Here is a 15181-nt window from a genome sequence, read left to right as displayed (position 1 = left end):
CGGCCGATCGTAGCGCTCCGGTTAACGTTCATTCACCCACGTGGCCGGGTGGTGCGCGCCTCGTCTCAGTCGGCGCACAGGTGGTCGCCGATACCCTCGTCGGTGTGATGGGCACACTCGGCCGGCTGCGCGAGCGCACGGGCGTGCGCGCGGCGTCCGCGCTGGCCGCCGCGGCGGCGGTCGCGGTGGTGCTCGTCGTCGCGGGACTGTCGCTGGTCCTGCTGCTGGACCAGACGCTGAAGAGCAACACCCGCAGTGCGCTGGAGGCGAACGCCGACCAGCTCGCGAACCGGATCGAGGCGAACTTCTCCGCCACCGGCGACGCGAAGCGCAACGCGATCGACGCGACCGGCAAGCGCACCGACATCGTCCAGGTGGTCACCGCCTACAGCGACGAGACCAACGCCCCCGACTGGATGGTCGGGTCCAACGGTGACCAGGAGGACGTCCAGATCATCGGCTCCTCGGACCCGCTGGACGGCCAGCCTACGATCGTCGACTGGCTGCTGGCGCCGGACGAGAAGCGCTACGAGACCGACGTCCCGATCGAGGTCCGGGTCGGGCCGGACACCGCGGGCGGGGACCAGGTCGAGGTCCAGGAGATGATGGTCGTCGGGATCGGCGCCCGCGCCCAGGGCAGGCCGATCACCGTCTACGCCGCCCAGGAGCTCGGGCCGGTGCACCAGGCGGTGGAGACCGTCGGCTGGCTGGTCCTCGGCGGCGTGCCGATCCTGGTGCTGGTCACCGGCTACTTCACCTACCTGTTCGCCGGCCGGGCGCTGCGCCCGGTCGAGCAGATGCGCACCCGGGTGGCCGGGATGGGCGACAAGGACCTCTCCCAGCGGGTGCCCGAGCCGGTGGCCCGGGACGAGGTCGGCCGCCTGGCCCGCACGATGAACCAGATGCTCGGCCGGATCGAGTCCTCGCAGACCACCCAGCGGCGGTTCGTGGCGGACGCCAGCCACGAGCTGCGCAGCCCGCTGGCCACCGTGTCGACCGGGTTGGAGCTGCTCGGCACCGGGATGCCGGCGGACTCCGCGGACCGGGCCACCGTCGACACCCTGCGCGGCGAGACGGCCCGGCTGACCGGGCTGGTCGAGGGCCTGCTGTTCCTGGCCCGCGCCGACGAGCGCGGCATCGCGCCCCGCCGCGAGGAGGTCGACCTGGACGAGATCGCCGAGGCCGAGCGGGTCCGGCCGTCCGCCGACGCCGCCGTCGCGGTGCGGGTGACGACCGAGCCGGTGCGGGTGGTCGGCGACCGCGGCCAGCTGGTGCGGATCGTCCGGAACCTGGTGGACAACGCCAAGCGGCACGCGGCGTCGACGGTGGCGGTGTCGGTGCGGGCCGCCGACGGGGTCGCGGTGATCGAGGTCGACGACGACGGCAACGGGGTCCCCGAGGCCGACCGCAGCCGGGTGTTCGAGCGGTTCGTGCGGCTGGACGAGGCCCGCTCGCGCGGTGACGGCGGCTCCGGGCTCGGGCTGTCGATCGTGTCCGAGCTGGTCGCCGCGCACGGCGGCACCGTCGCCGCGCTGGACTCGCCGGATCTGGGCGGCGCCCGGTTCCGGGTGACGGTCCCGGCCGTCGCCGACGCCGCGGCCGCCGATCCCGCCGATCCTGTCGAGGGTGCCGAGGGTGCCGAGGGTGCCGCCGACCCGGCCGAGCCCGCAGGTGCGGGGCGGTCCGGTGCCGAGCCGGTGCCCGCGGGATCGCACCCGGCGATCACCGATCCGGGACCGCGGCCCGGGCCCGCCCCGTCGCCGCCGCGCGGCGTCGGGGCCTCGGCCGGGTGGTGGGACGAGCCCGCCCGGCCGTCCGGGCCGTGCCCTGCGGCCGGTGGTGCACGGACCGGCCCGCAGCCTGCGGTGAACGGGACGCACCCGGGCCCGCAGCGCCGCCCGGGGAACGGGGTCCGTCCGGGGCCGCCGCCGGTGAACGGCGTCCACGGCACCCCTGCGGTGCACGTGCCGACGCAGGTCCCGATCCGCCCGGACACCGTCGCCAGCCCCTACGACGAGAACGCCACCCGGCCGATCCCGGTGTACCGGGGCGGCCCGGCCGCCGAGCCGGGCGACCCGCCCCGCCGGGCCGGCGACCGCACCCGCTGAGCCGCAGCCGGGCGCGGGCTCAGCGCGGCGGCGCCGGGCTCGGCTCGGACATCCGGTAGCCGACCCCGCGCAGCGTCTCGATGCTGTGCGTCCCGAACGGGGTGTCGATCTTGCGGCGCAGGTACCCGACGTAGACCTCGACGACGTTGACCTCACCGTCGTAGTGCGCGTCCCACACCGAGCGCAGGATGTCGGTCTTCGTGACCACCTGCCCGGTGTGTGCCATCAGGTGCTCCAGCACGCCGAACTCGCGCGGGGTCAGCGAGATCTCGACGTCGCCCCGGTGCACCCGGTGGGTGCCGGGATCCAGCGACAGGTCACCGACCCGCAGCACGCTCGGCGCGACCTCCCCGGCGCGGCGCAGCAGCGCGCGCAGCCGGGCCAGCAGCACGACGAACGAGAACGGCTTGGTCAGGTAGTCGTCGGCGCCGAGATCGAACGCGTCGGCCTCGTCGTACTCGCCGTCCTTCGCGGTGAGCATCAGCACCGGCGTCCACACGCCGCGGTCGCGCAGGTGCTGCAGGATCCGGTACCCGGACAGGCCGGGGAGCATGATGTCCAGCACGATCACGTCGTGCCGGCCGGACAGCGCGTACCGCAGGCCGGTGTCGCCGTCGTGCGCGACCTCCACCTCGTGCCCCTCGGCGGCCAGACCGCGCCGGACGAGCTCGGCGAGCGGCTTCTCGTCCTCGACCAGTAGCAGGCGCACGGGTCCCACCGTAGTGACCGAGACTGTGACCGGCCTGAGAGCACGAGACTGGACGCCCGGTGTTAACGACCGCTAACCTGTTAGTGTTCGTTAACTTCGAGCGCGAGGTGAGCATGGTCGTCCCGGAACTGGCACCGAGGCTGGGGAGCGCGGTCGATCCGGCCGGCGAGCAGTACGCCGCGAACGCGGCGGCGCACCGCGACCTGGTGGCCGACCTCAACGCGTCGCTGGCGACCGCCCGGCTCGGCGGGCCGGAGCGGTCGCGGGCCCGGCACGTCGAGCGCGGCAAGCTGCTGCCGCGCGACCGGGTGGACTCGCTGGTCGATCCGTCGTCGCCGTTCCTCGAGCTGTCCCCGATGGCCGCGCACGGCATGTACGACGGCCAGGCCCCCGGCGCCGGGGTGATCACCGGTGTCGGCCGGGTGGCCGGCCGGGAGTGCGTGATCGTCGCCAACGATGCGACGGTAAAAGGCGGCACCTACTACCCGATGACCGTCAAGAAGCACCTCCGTGCCCAGGAGGTGGCGCTGCACAACCGGCTGCCCTGCATCTACCTGGTCGACTCCGGCGGCGCCTACCTGCCCGAGCAGGACCAGGTGTTCCCGGACCGCGAGCACTTCGGGCGGATCTTCTACAACCAGGCCCAGATGTCCGGCCAGGGCATCCCGCAGATCGCCGCGGTGCTCGGCTCGTGCACCGCGGGCGGCGCCTACGTCCCGGCGATGAGCGACGAGGCGGTGATCGTCCGGAACCAGGGCACGATCTTCCTCGGCGGCCCGCCGCTGGTGAAGGCTGCGACCGGCGAGGTCGTCACCGCCGAGGAGCTCGGCGGCGGCGAGCTGCACTCGCGGATCTCCGGGGTCACCGACCATCTCGCCGACGACGACGCGGACGCGCTCGCCCGGGTCCGCGCGATCGTCGGGACGCTCGGCCCGCGCGCGCCGCGGCCGTGGGACGTCGCGCCCACCGAGCCGCCCGCCGTCGACCCGGCCGGGCTCTACGGCGCCGTCCCGACCGACTCCCGGATCCCCTACGACGTGCGCGAGGTCATCGCCCGGGTCGTCGACGGCTCCCGGTTCCACGAGTTCAAGGCCGAGTACGGCACGACGCTGGTCACCGGCTTCGCCCGGATCCACGGCCACCCGGTCGGGATCGTCGCGAACAACGGGATCCTGTTCTCCGAGTCCGCGGTGAAGGGCGCCCACTTCGTCGAGCTGTCCGATCAGCGCGGCATTCCGCTGGTGTTCCTGCAGAACATCTCCGGGTTCATGGTCGGCCGCGACTACGAGGCCGGCGGCATCGCGCGCAACGGCGCGAAGATGGTCACCGCGGTGGCCTCCACCCGGGTGCCGAAGCTGACCGTCGTCATCGGCGGCTCGTTCGGCGCCGGGAACTACGCGATGTGCGGCCGCGCGTACTCGCCGCGCTTCCTGTACATGTGGCCGAACGCCCGGATCTCGGTGATGGGCGGCGAGCAGGCCGCGACGGTGCTCACGACCGTAGGCAACGCCGATCCGGACGCGATCCGGGCCCAGTACGAGACCCAGGGGCACCCCTACTACTCCACCGCCCGGATCTGGGACGACGGCGTGATCGACCCCGCCGACACCCGCACCGTGCTCGGGCTGTCCCTGTCCGTCGCCGCCAACGCGCCGCTGGCTGATCCGGCCTTCGGCGTCTTCCGGATGTGAGGCCCGACATGTCCCGCATGTTCGACACCGTGCTCGTCGCGAACCGCGGCGAGATCGCGGTCCGGGTGATCCGCACGCTGCGCGCGCTCGGGGTGCGCAGCGTCGCCGTGTACTCCGACGCCGACGCCGCCGCTCCGCACGTCCGGGCCGCCGACGAGGCCGTCCGGATCGGCCCGGCCGCGGCCGCCGAGTCCTACCTGTCGATCGACGCCGTGATCGGCGCCGCCCGGGCCACCGGCGCGCAGGCGATCCATCCCGGCTACGGCTTCCTCTCCGAGAACACCGCGTTCGCCGCCGCCTGCGAGGCGGCCGGGATCGCCTTCGTCGGCCCGCCGTCGTCGGCGATCGACGCGATGGGCGACAAGATCCGCGCCAAGCAGACCGTCGCCAAGGCCGGCGTGCCGGTGGTGCCCGGTTCGGACGGCGCCGGGTTGTCCGACGAGGACCTGCGGGCGGTGGTCGCCGAGGTCGGCTACCCGGTGCTGCTCAAGCCGTCCGCCGGCGGCGGCGGCAAGGGCATGCGCGAGGTGCACGCCGAGGCCGGGCTCGCCGACGCCATCGCCGGGGCCCGGCGCGAGGCCCGCAACTCCTTCGGCGACGACACGCTGCTCGTCGAGCGGCTGGTCACCACGCCGCGGCACATCGAGATCCAGGTGATGGCCGACACACACGGCACCGTCGTGCACCTCGGCGAGCGCGAGTGCTCGCTGCAGCGGCGGCACCAGAAGATCATCGAGGAGGCGCCGTCGGCGCTGCTCACCCCCGCGCAGCGCGCCGAGATGGGCCGCGCCGCCTGCGAGGCGGCCCGCGCGGTCGGCTACGCCGGCGCCGGCACCGTCGAGTTCATCGTCAGCTCCGACAACCCGGGAGAGTTCTTCTTCCTGGAGATGAACACCCGGCTGCAGGTCGAGCACCCGGTCACCGAGGAGGTCACCGGCCTGGACCTGGTCGAGCTGCAGCTGCGGGTCGCCGCCGGCGAGCCGCTGCCGATCACCCAGGACGACGTCGTGCTCACCGGGCACGCGATCGAGGCCCGGGTGTACGCCGAGGCCACCGCCGTGTCCGGGGACGCCCTCAGCTTCCTGCCGTCCGGCGGGCCGGTGCTGGAGTGGGACCCGCCGCCCGGCGTGCGGGTCGACGCCGGGATCGAGACCGGCACCGTCGTCGGCTCGGACTACGACCCGATGCTCGCCAAGGTCATCGCGCACGGCGCCGACCGGGACGAGGCGCTGCGCCGGCTCGACGCCGCGCTGGGCGGCACCACGCTGCTCGGCCTGGACAGCAACATCGGCTTCCTGCGCCGGCTGCTCGCCGACGACGACGTCCGCGCCGGCCGGCTGGACACCGGCCTGATCGCCCGCCGCGGCGCCGCGCTCGCCGACACCGGTGTGCCCGCCGACGTGCTCGGCGCGGTCGCCGGGAACACGCTGCTCGGGCTGGAACCGGACGGCGCCGTCGTCGACCCGTTCGACATCCCCGGCGGCTGGCGGGTCGGCGAGCCGGCCTGGACGGTGCGCCGGCTGGTCACCGACGGCCCGGACGCCGTCGAGGTCCGGGTCCGCGGCCGGGCGTCCGGCTTCGACCTGGCCCTGCCCGAGGTGCCGGTCGCACCCTGCCGCACCGTCGCCGTCGCGCCGGGGGTGGTCGAGCACAGCCAGGACGGCCGCACCCGCCGCTACCGGATCGCCCAGGTGTCCGGCGGGATCGTCTGGATCTCCCGGGACGGCCGCACCTGGGGGGTGCGCGAGCAGGAGCCGCTGGAGGCCGCGCGCACCGCGGGCGGCACCGCGGGCGGGCCGGTGGTGTCACCGATGCCCGGCACCGTGACCGTCGTCGAGGTCGCCGAGGGCGACACCGTCACCGCCGGTCAGAAGCTGGTCGTCGTCGAGGCCATGAAGATGGAACACGTGCTCACCGCCTCGGTCGACGGGACGGTGCGCGAGCTGAGGGCACGCCCCGGAGCCACCGTCGCCAAGGACGCGGTGCTGTGCGTGGTCGAGCCCGAGAACGAAGGGGAGCAGGCATGACCACCACCGAGCAGACCTCCGCGGAGGAGTACGAGGCGCTGCGCGCCGCCGTCGAGGAGTTCGCGCGCTCCGAGGTCGCCCCGGTGATCGGGGACCTCTACATCCGCGAGGAGTTCCCTTACGACATCGTCGCCAAGATGGGCGCGATGGGCCTGTTCGGCCTGCCCGTCACCGAGGAGTACGGCGGCCAGGGCGGCGACTACTACGCCCTCTGCCTGGCCCTGGAGGAGCTGGCCCGGGTCGACTCGTCGGTCGCGATCACCGTCGAGGCCGGCGTCGGGCTGGGCGCGATGCCGATCATGCGGTTCGGCACCGACGAGCAGAAGGCCCGCTGGCTGCCCGACCTGGCCGCCGGCCGCGCGCTCGGTGCCTTCGGGCTGACCGAGCCGGGCGGCGGCTCGGACGCCGGCGCCACCCGCACCACCGCCCGCCTCGACGGCGGCGAGTGGGTGATCAACGGCTCGAAGTGCTTCATCACCAACTCCGGCACCGACATCACCTCGGTCGTCACGGTCACCGCGGTGACCGGGGAGAAGCCGGACGGCCGCAAGGAGATCTCGGCGATCCTGGTCCCGGCCGGCACGCCCGGGTTCACGGTGAGCGAGAAGTACTCCAAGGTCGGCTGGAACTGCTCTGACACCCGTGAGCTGTTCTTCGACGACGTCCGGGTGCCGGAGGCGAACCTGCTCGGCGACCGGGGCCGCGGCTACGCCCAGTTCCTGTCCATCCTGGACGAGGGCCGGATCGCGATCGCCGCGCTGTCGGTCGGGCTGGCCCAGGGCTGCGTCGACGAGTCGCTGCGCTACGCGGGCGAGCGCGAGGCGTTCGGCCACACCATCGGCTCCTACCAGGCGATCCAGTTCACGATCGCCGACATGGAGGTGCGCGCGCACACCGCGCGGCTGGCCTGGCAGCACGCCGCCCGGCTGATGCTGGAGGGCAAGCCGTTCAAGCACGAGGCGGCGATCGCGAAGCTGGTCGCGTCGAACGCCGCGATGGACAACGCGCGCGCCGCCACCCAGGTCTTCGGTGGTTACGGCTTCATGAACGAGTACCCGGTCGGGCGGTTCTACCGGGACGCGAAGATCCTGGAGATCGGCGAGGGCACCTCCGAGGTGCAGAAGATGCTGATCGCGCGGCACCTGGGTCTCTGACTCCCGGCCGCCCCGGGGAGTAGAACGTACTCATGGGTGACTCCGAGGGGAACACGACGGTCAACCACCAGGTCCGGCTCGCGGACCGGCCGACCGGTACGCCGGGCCCGGAGGTCTGGGAGCACACGACCGAGCCGGTCCCGGTCCCCGGGCCGGGCCGGCTGGTCGTGCGGGTCAGCCACATCTCGCTGGACCCGGCGATGCGCGGCTGGATGAACGCCGGCCGGTCCTACGTTCCGCCGGTCGAGATCGGCGCGGTCATGCGGGCGCTCGGGCTCGGCGAGGTCGTCGCGTCCGAGCACCCGGACTTCGCCGTCGGCGATGTCGTCACCGGGATCTTCGGCGTGCAGTCCCACGCCGAGAGCGACGGCTCCGGGCTGCAGAAGGTCGCCCCCACCGGCGACGTGCCGCCGGAGCGCTACCTGGCGCTGCTCGGCATGACCGGGATGACCGCGTACTTCGGGCTGTTCGACGTCGGCGCGCTCGCCGAGGGCGAGACCGTCGTCGTGTCCGGCGCGGCCGGCGCGGTCGGTTCCGTCGTCGGGCAGCTCGCGAAGATCAAGGGCTGCCGGGTGGTCGGCATCGCGGGCGGCCCGGAGAAGTGCGCCTGGCTGGTCGACGAGCTCGGCTTCGACGCCGCGATCGACTACCGCACCGAGGACGTCCGGAAGGCGCTGCGCAGCGCCGCACCGGACGGCCTCGACGTGTACTTCGACAACGTCGGCGGCGAGATCCTGGACGCCGCGCTGACCCGGCTGCGGCGCGGCGCCCGGGTGGTCATCTGCGGGTCGATCTCCACCTACAACGCGACCGAGCCGCCGCCCGGGCCGTCGAACTACATGAGCCTGCTGGTCAACCGGGCCCGGATGGAGGGCTTCGTGGTGTTCGACTACACCGACCGCTACGGCGAGGCCGCCGCCGAGCTGTCCGGCTGGCTGGCGCAGGGCCGGATCCGCAGCCGGGAGGACGTCGTCGACGGCACCGTGGACGACTTCCCGGACGTGCTGCTGCGGTTGTTCCGCGGCGAGAACACCGGCAAGCTGGTGCTCCGGCTGACCGGCTGATCAGGCCCCACCGGTCCGGGGCCGCGGCGCGGACCTCCATGATGGCGGGGTGCGCCTCGCGATCGCCCGGACCGCCGTCGTCGTCTCGGGGGCGGCGATCCTCGTGGTCGAGACCCTCGCGACCCGACTGGTCGCGCCCTACGTCGGGCTCACCCTGGAGTCGACGACCGCGGTGATCGGGGTGGCGCTGGCCGGGATCGCAGCCGGCGCCGCGCTCGGCGGGCGCTGGGCGGACCGGCACGACCCGGTCGCGGTCGCCGCGCTGATGCTGGTGGTCGGCGGGCTCGGGACGCTCGCGGTGCGCCCGGTCGTCCGGCTGCTCGGCCCGCTGCTCGGCGCCGGTCCGGTCGCCGCGGTGCTGCTCGTCGCGGCGTCCACCCTGGTATCGGTGACCGCGCTGGCCGCGGTCACCCCGGCGGTGACCAAGGCCCGATTGACCGGGCTGGACCGGTCCGGCGAGGTTGTCGGCGGGCTGTCCGCCGCCGGCACGCTCGGGTCGCTGGCCGGCAGCTTCCTGACCGGCTTCGTGCTGGTCGCGTTGCTGCCGGTGAGCGCGATCCTGCTGGTGACCGCGGCCGCCTGCCTGTTGCTCGGGCTGGTCGTCGCACCCCGGCGGCGGCGCGCCGACGTCGCGAAGGGCGGCGCGGCGGCGGTGCTGCTGGCCGTCGCGCTGGTCGCCGTCCCGGGCCGCTGCGACGCCGACACGACCTACTACTGCGCCTCGGTCACCGCCGATCCCACCGATCCGGCCGGCCGCTATCTGGTGCTCGACGACCTGCGACACTCCTACGTGCGCCTCGGCGACCCGGCGCACCTGGAGTTCGCCTACACCCAGCGGTTCGCCGCCGCGATCGACACCGCCTTCGCCCCCGGCCGGCCGCTGGACGTCGTGCACGTCGGCGGCGGGGCGCTCACCATGCCGCGCTGGCTGGACGCGACCCGCCCCGGCGGTACGTCCACCGTGCTGGAGCTGGACGGCGGCGTGATCGATCTCGCCGTCCGCGAGCTGGAGGCGGGCGGGATCCCCGGCACCACCGTGCGCACCGGCGACGCCCGGGTCGGCCTGGCCGAGCTGCCCGACGACTCGGCCGACGTGCTGATCGGCGACGCGTTCGGCGCCCGCTCGGTGCCCTGGCACCTGTCCACCACCGAGTTCCTCGACCACGTGCAGCGGGTGCTGCGGCCCGGCGGGCTGTACCTGCTCAACGTGATCGACCGGGACCCGCTCGACCTGGTCCGCGCCTCGGTCGCGACGGTGGACACCCGGTTCGGCACCACCATGGTGGTCGCCCGGCCCGCCGAGTTCGAACCCGGCGGGGGCGGCAACGTCGTGCTCGTCGCCGCGGACCGGCCGGTGGACCCGGTCACGCTGGACGCCGCCGTCACCGGGCGGGGCGAGCCGGGTGCGGTGCTCGACCCGGGCCGGACCACGGCGTTCGCCGGTGAGGCGCCGGTGCTCACCGACGACCGGGCCCCGGTCGACCAGCTGATCACCACGGCCGCCGGGAACCGCTAGGGTCGCCCGCGTCGGGGCGGACTCATCGAGGGGGACACGACGTGGCGACCTGGGACGACCTGCAGTCCTACGTGCGGGTGCGGTACGAGATCGTCCGGCAGAGCGCCGACGAGCTGCGGTTCCGGCTGCCGACGACCGGGGACCGGACCCAGCTCGTGGTCGTCAAGCGGATCCGGGAGGACGTCGACCGGCCGGGCGTCGAGGTGACCGAGGCGGCCGCCGCCGTCGCCGATCCGGAGCAGGAGTGGGTGCAGATCGAGTCGCCGGTCGCCCGGCTCGCCGAGGTCGATCTCGCGAAGGCCCTCGAGCTGGCCGGCCCGTCGCCGGTCGGCGGGCTCGCCGCGGAGGAGGGCGTCGTGGTGTACCGGCACTCCATCCCGCTGCGGCCCGCCGCGCTCGACGGCTTCGAGTTCCCGTTCCGGCAGGTCGTGCACCTGGCCGACGAGCTGGAGCACGCGCTGACCGGCCGCGACGAGCACTGAGGGGCACCTCACAGTTGACCTGAAGTCCGGTGCAGGTCGGAGGCTGTCCGCATGGCCGACTACACGCTTCCCGACCTTCCCTACGACTACTCCGCCCTGGCGCCGCACATCGCGCCGGAGATCATGGAGCTGCACCACTCCAAGCACCACAACACCTACGTCCAGGGCCTGAACGTCACCCTGGAGAAGCTCGCCGACGCGCGGGAGAAGAACGACTTCGGCGCGATCGTCGGTCTGGAGAAGACCCTCGCGTTCAACCTGGGCGGGCACGTCAACCACTCCGCGTTCTGGAAGAACCTGTCCCCGGACGGCGGCGACAAGCCCACCGGTGACCTCGCCTCGGCGATCGACGAGGACTTCGGTTCCTTCGACGCCTTCCGGGCCCACTTCACCGCCGCCGCCACCACCATCCAGGGCTCCGGCTGGGCCATCCTCGGCTACGACCAGCTCGGCGGGAAGCTGCTGATCCACCAGCTCTACGACCAGCAGTCCCAGCTGCCGGCCGGGCAGACCCCGATCGTGCTGCTCGACATGTGGGAGCACGCGTTCTACCTGCAGTACCGCAACGTGAAGCCGGACTACGTGAAGGCCTGGTGGAACGTCGTGAACTGGGCGGACGCCGCGCAGCGGTTCGCCGCCGCGAAGGGCTGAGCGCGCTCAGTCCGGGATCGGGGCGCCCGCGGTGTAGCCGCCGTCGACAGCGAGCTCGGCCCCGGTGATCAGAGACGCCTCGTCGGAGAGCAGGAACAGGGCTGCGTAGGCCACCTCGTCGGCCTGCCCGATGCGCTGCATCGGGACCAGCTTGAGGAGCCTGCGCAGCTCGTTCTCCGGCACCCCGTTCCGGATCAGCGGGGTGTCGATCATCGTGGGGTGCACCGAGTTGACCCGGATCGCCTCCGGCGCGTACTGGACGGCGGCGGTCTTGGTGATCAGCCGGACCGCGCCCTTGGTCCCCTGGTAGGCGGTGGCCAGGCCGGAGCCGGTGAGCCCGTAGATCGAAGAGAAGTTGACGATCGATCCGCCACCGGCGCGGCGTAGTGCCGGGATCGCCGTCTTCATCCCGAGGATCACCCCGAGCTGGTTGATCGCGGTGATCGTGTTGAACAGCTCGACGGTGGTCTCCTCGACGCCCTCCGGCCGGAAGATCCCGGCGTTGTTGCTGAGTGCGTGCAGGCCGCCGAGCTCGTCCTCGGCGAGCGCGACGACCCGGATCCAGTCGTCCTCGGACACCACGTCGGCGGTGGTGTGGACGACCCGGTGGCCGTCGGCGACGAGTTCCGCGGCCAGCTTCGCGACGCCCTCGGCGTCGATGTCGAACAGCGCGAGCCGGGCGCCTTCGCGGGCGAACAGGCGGGCCTGCGCCGCCCCGATCCCGTGGGCGGCCCCCGAGATGATCACGGACTTCCCGGACAGTCGTGCGGACATGCTCTCTCCTCGGTGGTGGTCGTGGTGGTGATGATGTGTGCCGGTCAGCCGTGCACGGTGAGATCGGCGGCCAGGCCGCCGTCGGTGGCGAGATCGGCGCCGTTGATCCAGACGCTGTCCCCGCCCATCAGGAACCGGAAGACCGGACCGGGCGAGACGCAGTTGACCCGGATCCCGTGCGGCCGCTGCCCGGCCGCGGCGACCTTCGTCCAGACGACGAGGGCCTCCTTGAAGTACGGGTAGCCCCGGTCACCAGCACCGTCTTCTGCGACATGCGTGAGAGCATGCGTCGACGCATGTCGATCGGGAAGAAGGCACCTCGTAGTGCTGTACGCACCAGGAGGAGAGTGTGCAGGAAGAGCCGCAGTGGGACCCGTACTCGAAGGACTGCCCGACCCGCCAGCTGCTGGACCGGATCGGTGACCGGTGGACGGTGCTCGTCGTCGGCGCGCTGGCCGGCGGACCGATGCGCTACACCGCGCTGGCCCGCCGGATCGAGGGCGTGAGCCAGAAGATGCTGACCCAGACGCTGCGCGCGCTGGAACGGGACGGGCTGCTCGTGCGGACGGTGCACCCGGTCATCCCGCCGCACGTGGAGTACGAGCTCAGCACGCTCGGCCGGAGCCTGCTCCCGGTGCTCGGCGCGCTCGAACGGTGGGCGATCGACAACATCTCCGGCGTTCTCGCCGCCCGCGACGGCTACGACCGGGACTGAACGGCCGGCTCAGCCCGGGTAGCCGGTGGCGCCGGCCCGGTGCCCGATCGGGGCGAGCTCGGTGATCGTCGGGTGCCCGGCGGCGAGCAGCGCCACGTCGGTGCCCGGCTCGGCCTCGCCGTAGTGCTCGGAGACCAGCGCCCGCAGCCCGCCCGGCCGCTCGCCGTCGGGCCCGCGGTGCACCATCCGCACCCGGACCGCACCCGAGTCGCACAGCCGCGCCTCGCGCAGCGCGGGCAGCTCCGGCTGCGGCACGTCCGGGACGTTGACCGACCAGGCGGTCCCGGCGGGGCGGCCGGCGAGCCGATCCAGCAGCTCGCCGAGCAGCCCGGTCGCCGACGCCCAGTTCGGGCGCTCGGGCAGCCGCAGTCCGCAGTGCAGCGAGAACGCGATCCCGGACCAGCCGTTCAGGGTGCCGGCCAGCACCGCGCCGACGGTCCCGGAGTGCAGCACCTGCCCGCCGGTGTTCGCGCCCGGGTTGATCCCGGACAGCACGAGATCGGGCTCCCGGTCGAACCAGCCCTGCCCGGCCGCCCGCACGATGAACCCCGGATCGGCGTCCACCCCGTACGCGGGGATCCCGTCCAGCGCCGGGATCTCGTGCTCGGTGACGCCGATGTGCCCGTCGGTCAGCACGCAGCGCACCGAACCGCCGGCGCCGCTGGCGTCCCCGGCCGGGGCCGCGACGATCACGTCCAGGCCGGCGTCGCGGGCCGCGCGGGCCAGCGCGTGCAGGCCGGGGGCGTGCACGCCGTCGTCGTTGGTCAGCAGGGCGAGGGGCACGCTCGTCACACTAGGCGCGGCCCGGCCTGACACCGGGACCGGTGGTGCAGCATGATCGGGCACCGGATCGCGGCGCGGACCGTCTGCATCGATCCACCCGGAATCCGGAGGAGGACAGCGTGACGACCTGGGAGTACAGCAGCATCACCCCGGACGACCTGGCGATCGACACGCTCGGACCCGCCCGGATCACCTCGCCGCTGGCCCCGCTGCTGGACGCCCGCCGCACCACCGAGCACTACGTGGACGCCGGGGACAGGGTGTTGCTCGACGACACCGCCGCCGGGCTCAAGTCGCGCGGCGTCGACGTCGAGGAGCTGCCCGGCCTGGAGCCGTGCGGCCCGCGCCGAGAGATCTACTTCGACCCGTCGAAGACCCGGGCCGGGATCGTCACCTGCGGCGGATTGTGCCCCGGCCTGAACGACGTCATCGCCGGCCTGGTCCGCACCCTGACCTACCACTACGGCGTCCGGCGGGTCGTCGGCTTCCGCAACGGCTACCGCGGCTTCATCTCCTCCTACGGGCACGACGTCGTCGAGCTGTCCCCGGAGTCGGTGCGCGACATCCCGGTCGACGGCGGTACCTTCCTCGGCACCTCGCGCGGCCCGCAGGACCCGGGGGAGATCGTCGACTGCCTGGAGCAGATGCACCTCAACGTGCTGTTCGTGATCGGCGGCGACGGCACCATGCGCGGGGCGATGGAGATCGCCAGGGTGGTCGCCGAGCGGGGCCTGCGGATCGCCATCGTCGGGATCCCGAAGACGATCGACAACGACATCCCCTTCATCGACCAGAGCTTCGGCTTCCAGACGGCGTTCTCGCAGGCCAGCGAGGCGATCCGGTCGGTGACGGTGGAGGCCAAGTCCACCCCGGGCGGGGTCGGCCTGGTGAAGCTGATGGGCCGGCACTCCGGCTTCATCGCCTGCTACGCCTCGCTGGTCCGGTCCGACGCCGACGCGGTGCTGATCCCGGAGGTCCCGTTCGAGCTGGACGGCGAGACCGGCCTGCTGCACCACCTGCGCCGGCGGGTGTCCCAGCGCGGGCACGCGGTCGTCGTGGTCGCCGAGGGGGCCGGGCAGGAGCTGCTGCCGCCGGTCGGGCGGACCGACGCCTCGGGCAACGCCAAGCTCGCCGACATCGGCCCGTGGCTCAAGGAACGGATCGGCGACTCGTTCGCCGAGGCCGGCATGGAGACCACGGTCCGCTACGTCGACCCGAGCTACATCATCCGCAGCGTCCCGGCGAACCCCTACGACAGCGTCTACACCGTCCGGCTGTCGCAGGCCGCGGTGCACGCGGCGATGTCCGGGCGGACGTCGATGGTGGTCGGCCGGGTCCGGCGCCGGTTCGTGCACATCCCGATGACCCTGGCGGTGAGCCGGCGCAACCAGGTCGACCCGCACGGCGACCTGTGGATGGCGGTGCTGGAGTCGACCGGGCAACCGTGGCGGTTCGGCGAGGACTCCGGCGCGCCGACCAGGGCGCCGCACTCCTGACGGTCCGGCCC

The 15181-nt window shown here is 73.3% G+C and carries 13 protein-coding genes; 10 read left to right on the top strand and 3 right to left on the bottom strand.

Annotated features, from left to right (window positions below):
- Positions 1–107: 107 nt before the first annotated feature.
- Positions 108–2108 (top strand): ATP-binding protein, encoded by a 2001-nt coding sequence (locus tag ABZ881_RS19485; protein ID WP_358486453.1) that lies wholly within the window; start codon positions 108–110, stop codon positions 2106–2108.
- Positions 2109–2127: 19 nt separating this feature from the next.
- Here the strand turns inward: ABZ881_RS19485 and ABZ881_RS19480 are convergent, their stop codons facing one another.
- On the bottom strand, positions 2128–2817 hold the full coding sequence (locus tag ABZ881_RS19480; protein WP_344021454.1) for a response regulator transcription factor: 690 nt from the start codon (positions 2815–2817) through the stop codon (positions 2128–2130).
- A 113-nt stretch (positions 2818–2930) separates the two neighbouring features.
- Between ABZ881_RS19480 and ABZ881_RS19475 the strand changes: the two genes are divergently transcribed.
- Genes ABZ881_RS19475 through ABZ881_RS19445 form a run of 7 tightly spaced genes read left to right on the top strand, consistent with a single transcriptional unit; the run spans position 2931 to position 11402 of the window.
- Positions 2931–4508 (top strand): carboxyl transferase domain-containing protein, encoded by a 1578-nt coding sequence (locus ABZ881_RS19475; RefSeq protein ID WP_358486451.1) that lies wholly within the window; start codon positions 2931–2933, stop codon positions 4506–4508.
- A 17-nt stretch (positions 4509–4525) separates the two neighbouring features.
- On the top strand, positions 4526–6535 hold the full coding sequence (locus tag ABZ881_RS19470) for a biotin carboxylase N-terminal domain-containing protein (RefSeq protein WP_358486450.1): 2010 nt from the start codon (positions 4526–4528) through the stop codon (positions 6533–6535).
- Positions 6532–7689, top strand: a complete 1158-nt coding sequence (locus ABZ881_RS19465; RefSeq protein ID WP_358486395.1) for an acyl-CoA dehydrogenase family protein — start codon at positions 6532–6534, stop codon at positions 7687–7689. The genes ABZ881_RS19470 and ABZ881_RS19465 overlap by 4 nt, the downstream gene beginning before the upstream one ends.
- A 32-nt stretch (positions 7690–7721) precedes the next feature.
- Complete coding sequence (locus tag ABZ881_RS19460; protein ID WP_358486394.1) at positions 7722–8753, top strand: NADP-dependent oxidoreductase; 1032 nt, start codon at positions 7722–7724, stop codon at positions 8751–8753.
- Between the two features lie 49 nt (positions 8754–8802).
- The gene (locus ABZ881_RS19455) at positions 8803–10269 is read left to right on the top strand and encodes a fused MFS/spermidine synthase (protein ID WP_358486391.1); all 1467 of its coding nucleotides are present in this window, start codon (positions 8803–8805) and stop codon (positions 10267–10269) included.
- A gap of 41 nt (positions 10270–10310) precedes the next feature.
- Positions 10311–10751 (top strand): hypothetical protein, encoded by a 441-nt coding sequence (locus ABZ881_RS19450; protein WP_358486390.1) that lies wholly within the window; start codon positions 10311–10313, stop codon positions 10749–10751.
- Between the two features lie 51 nt (positions 10752–10802).
- Entirely contained in the window at positions 10803–11402 is a 600-nt protein-coding gene (locus tag ABZ881_RS19445; RefSeq protein WP_358486388.1) for a superoxide dismutase, read from the top strand.
- A gap of 6 nt (positions 11403–11408) precedes the next feature.
- Here ABZ881_RS19445 and ABZ881_RS19440 read toward each other — a convergent pair whose 3' ends face one another.
- Positions 11409–12176 (bottom strand): glucose 1-dehydrogenase, encoded by a 768-nt coding sequence (locus tag ABZ881_RS19440; protein WP_358486385.1) that lies wholly within the window; start codon positions 12174–12176, stop codon positions 11409–11411.
- 349 nt (positions 12177–12525) lie between these two features.
- Here ABZ881_RS19440 and ABZ881_RS19435 point away from each other — a divergent pair, with 349 nt between their 5' ends.
- On the top strand, positions 12526–12891 hold the full coding sequence (locus ABZ881_RS19435) for a helix-turn-helix domain-containing protein (protein WP_358486384.1): 366 nt from the start codon (positions 12526–12528) through the stop codon (positions 12889–12891).
- Between the two features lie 9 nt (positions 12892–12900).
- Here the strand turns inward: ABZ881_RS19435 and ABZ881_RS19430 are convergent, their stop codons facing one another.
- The gene (locus ABZ881_RS19430) at positions 12901–13674 is read right to left on the bottom strand and encodes a 5'/3'-nucleotidase SurE (RefSeq protein WP_358486381.1); all 774 of its coding nucleotides are present in this window, start codon (positions 13672–13674) and stop codon (positions 12901–12903) included.
- A 119-nt stretch (positions 13675–13793) separates the two neighbouring features.
- On the opposite strand from ABZ881_RS19430, the gene ABZ881_RS19425 reads away from it, so the two are divergent.
- Positions 13794–15170 carry an ATP-dependent 6-phosphofructokinase gene (locus tag ABZ881_RS19425; protein ID WP_344021436.1) on the top strand — a complete coding sequence of 459 codons (1377 nt, stop codon included), beginning with the start codon at positions 13794–13796 and terminating at the stop codon, positions 15168–15170.
- The last annotated feature ends 11 nt before the right edge of the window (positions 15171–15181 follow it).

It is taken from the genome of Pseudonocardia sp. NPDC046786, assembly GCF_040645415.1.
Taxonomy (GTDB): Bacteria; Actinomycetota; Actinomycetes; order Mycobacteriales; family Pseudonocardiaceae; genus Pseudonocardia; species Pseudonocardia kongjuensis.
This window is presented reverse-complemented; position numbering and strand designations above follow the sequence as displayed.

Excerpts from the sequence above, each read along its gene's own strand:
- ABZ881_RS19465 (WP_358486395.1), top strand. The coding sequence starts at position 6,532 with ATGACCACCACCGAGCAGACCTCCGCGGAGGAGTACGAGGCGCTGCGC.
- ABZ881_RS19475 (WP_358486451.1), top strand. The coding sequence starts at position 2,931 with ATGGTCGTCCCGGAACTGGCACCGAGGCTGGGGAGCGCGGTCGATCCG.
- ABZ881_RS19470 (WP_358486450.1), top strand. The coding sequence starts at position 4,526 with ATGTTCGACACCGTGCTCGTCGCGAACCGCGGCGAGATCGCGGTCCGG.
- ABZ881_RS19485 (WP_358486453.1), top strand. The coding sequence starts at position 108 with ATGGGCACACTCGGCCGGCTGCGCGAGCGCACGGGCGTGCGCGCGGCG.
- ABZ881_RS19460 (WP_358486394.1), top strand. The coding sequence starts at position 7,722 with ATGGGTGACTCCGAGGGGAACACGACGGTCAACCACCAGGTCCGGCTC.
- ABZ881_RS19440 (WP_358486385.1), bottom strand. The coding sequence starts at position 12,176 with ATGTCCGCACGACTGTCCGGGAAGTCCGTGATCATCTCGGGGGCCGCC.
- ABZ881_RS19445 (WP_358486388.1), top strand. The coding sequence starts at position 10,803 with ATGGCCGACTACACGCTTCCCGACCTTCCCTACGACTACTCCGCCCTG.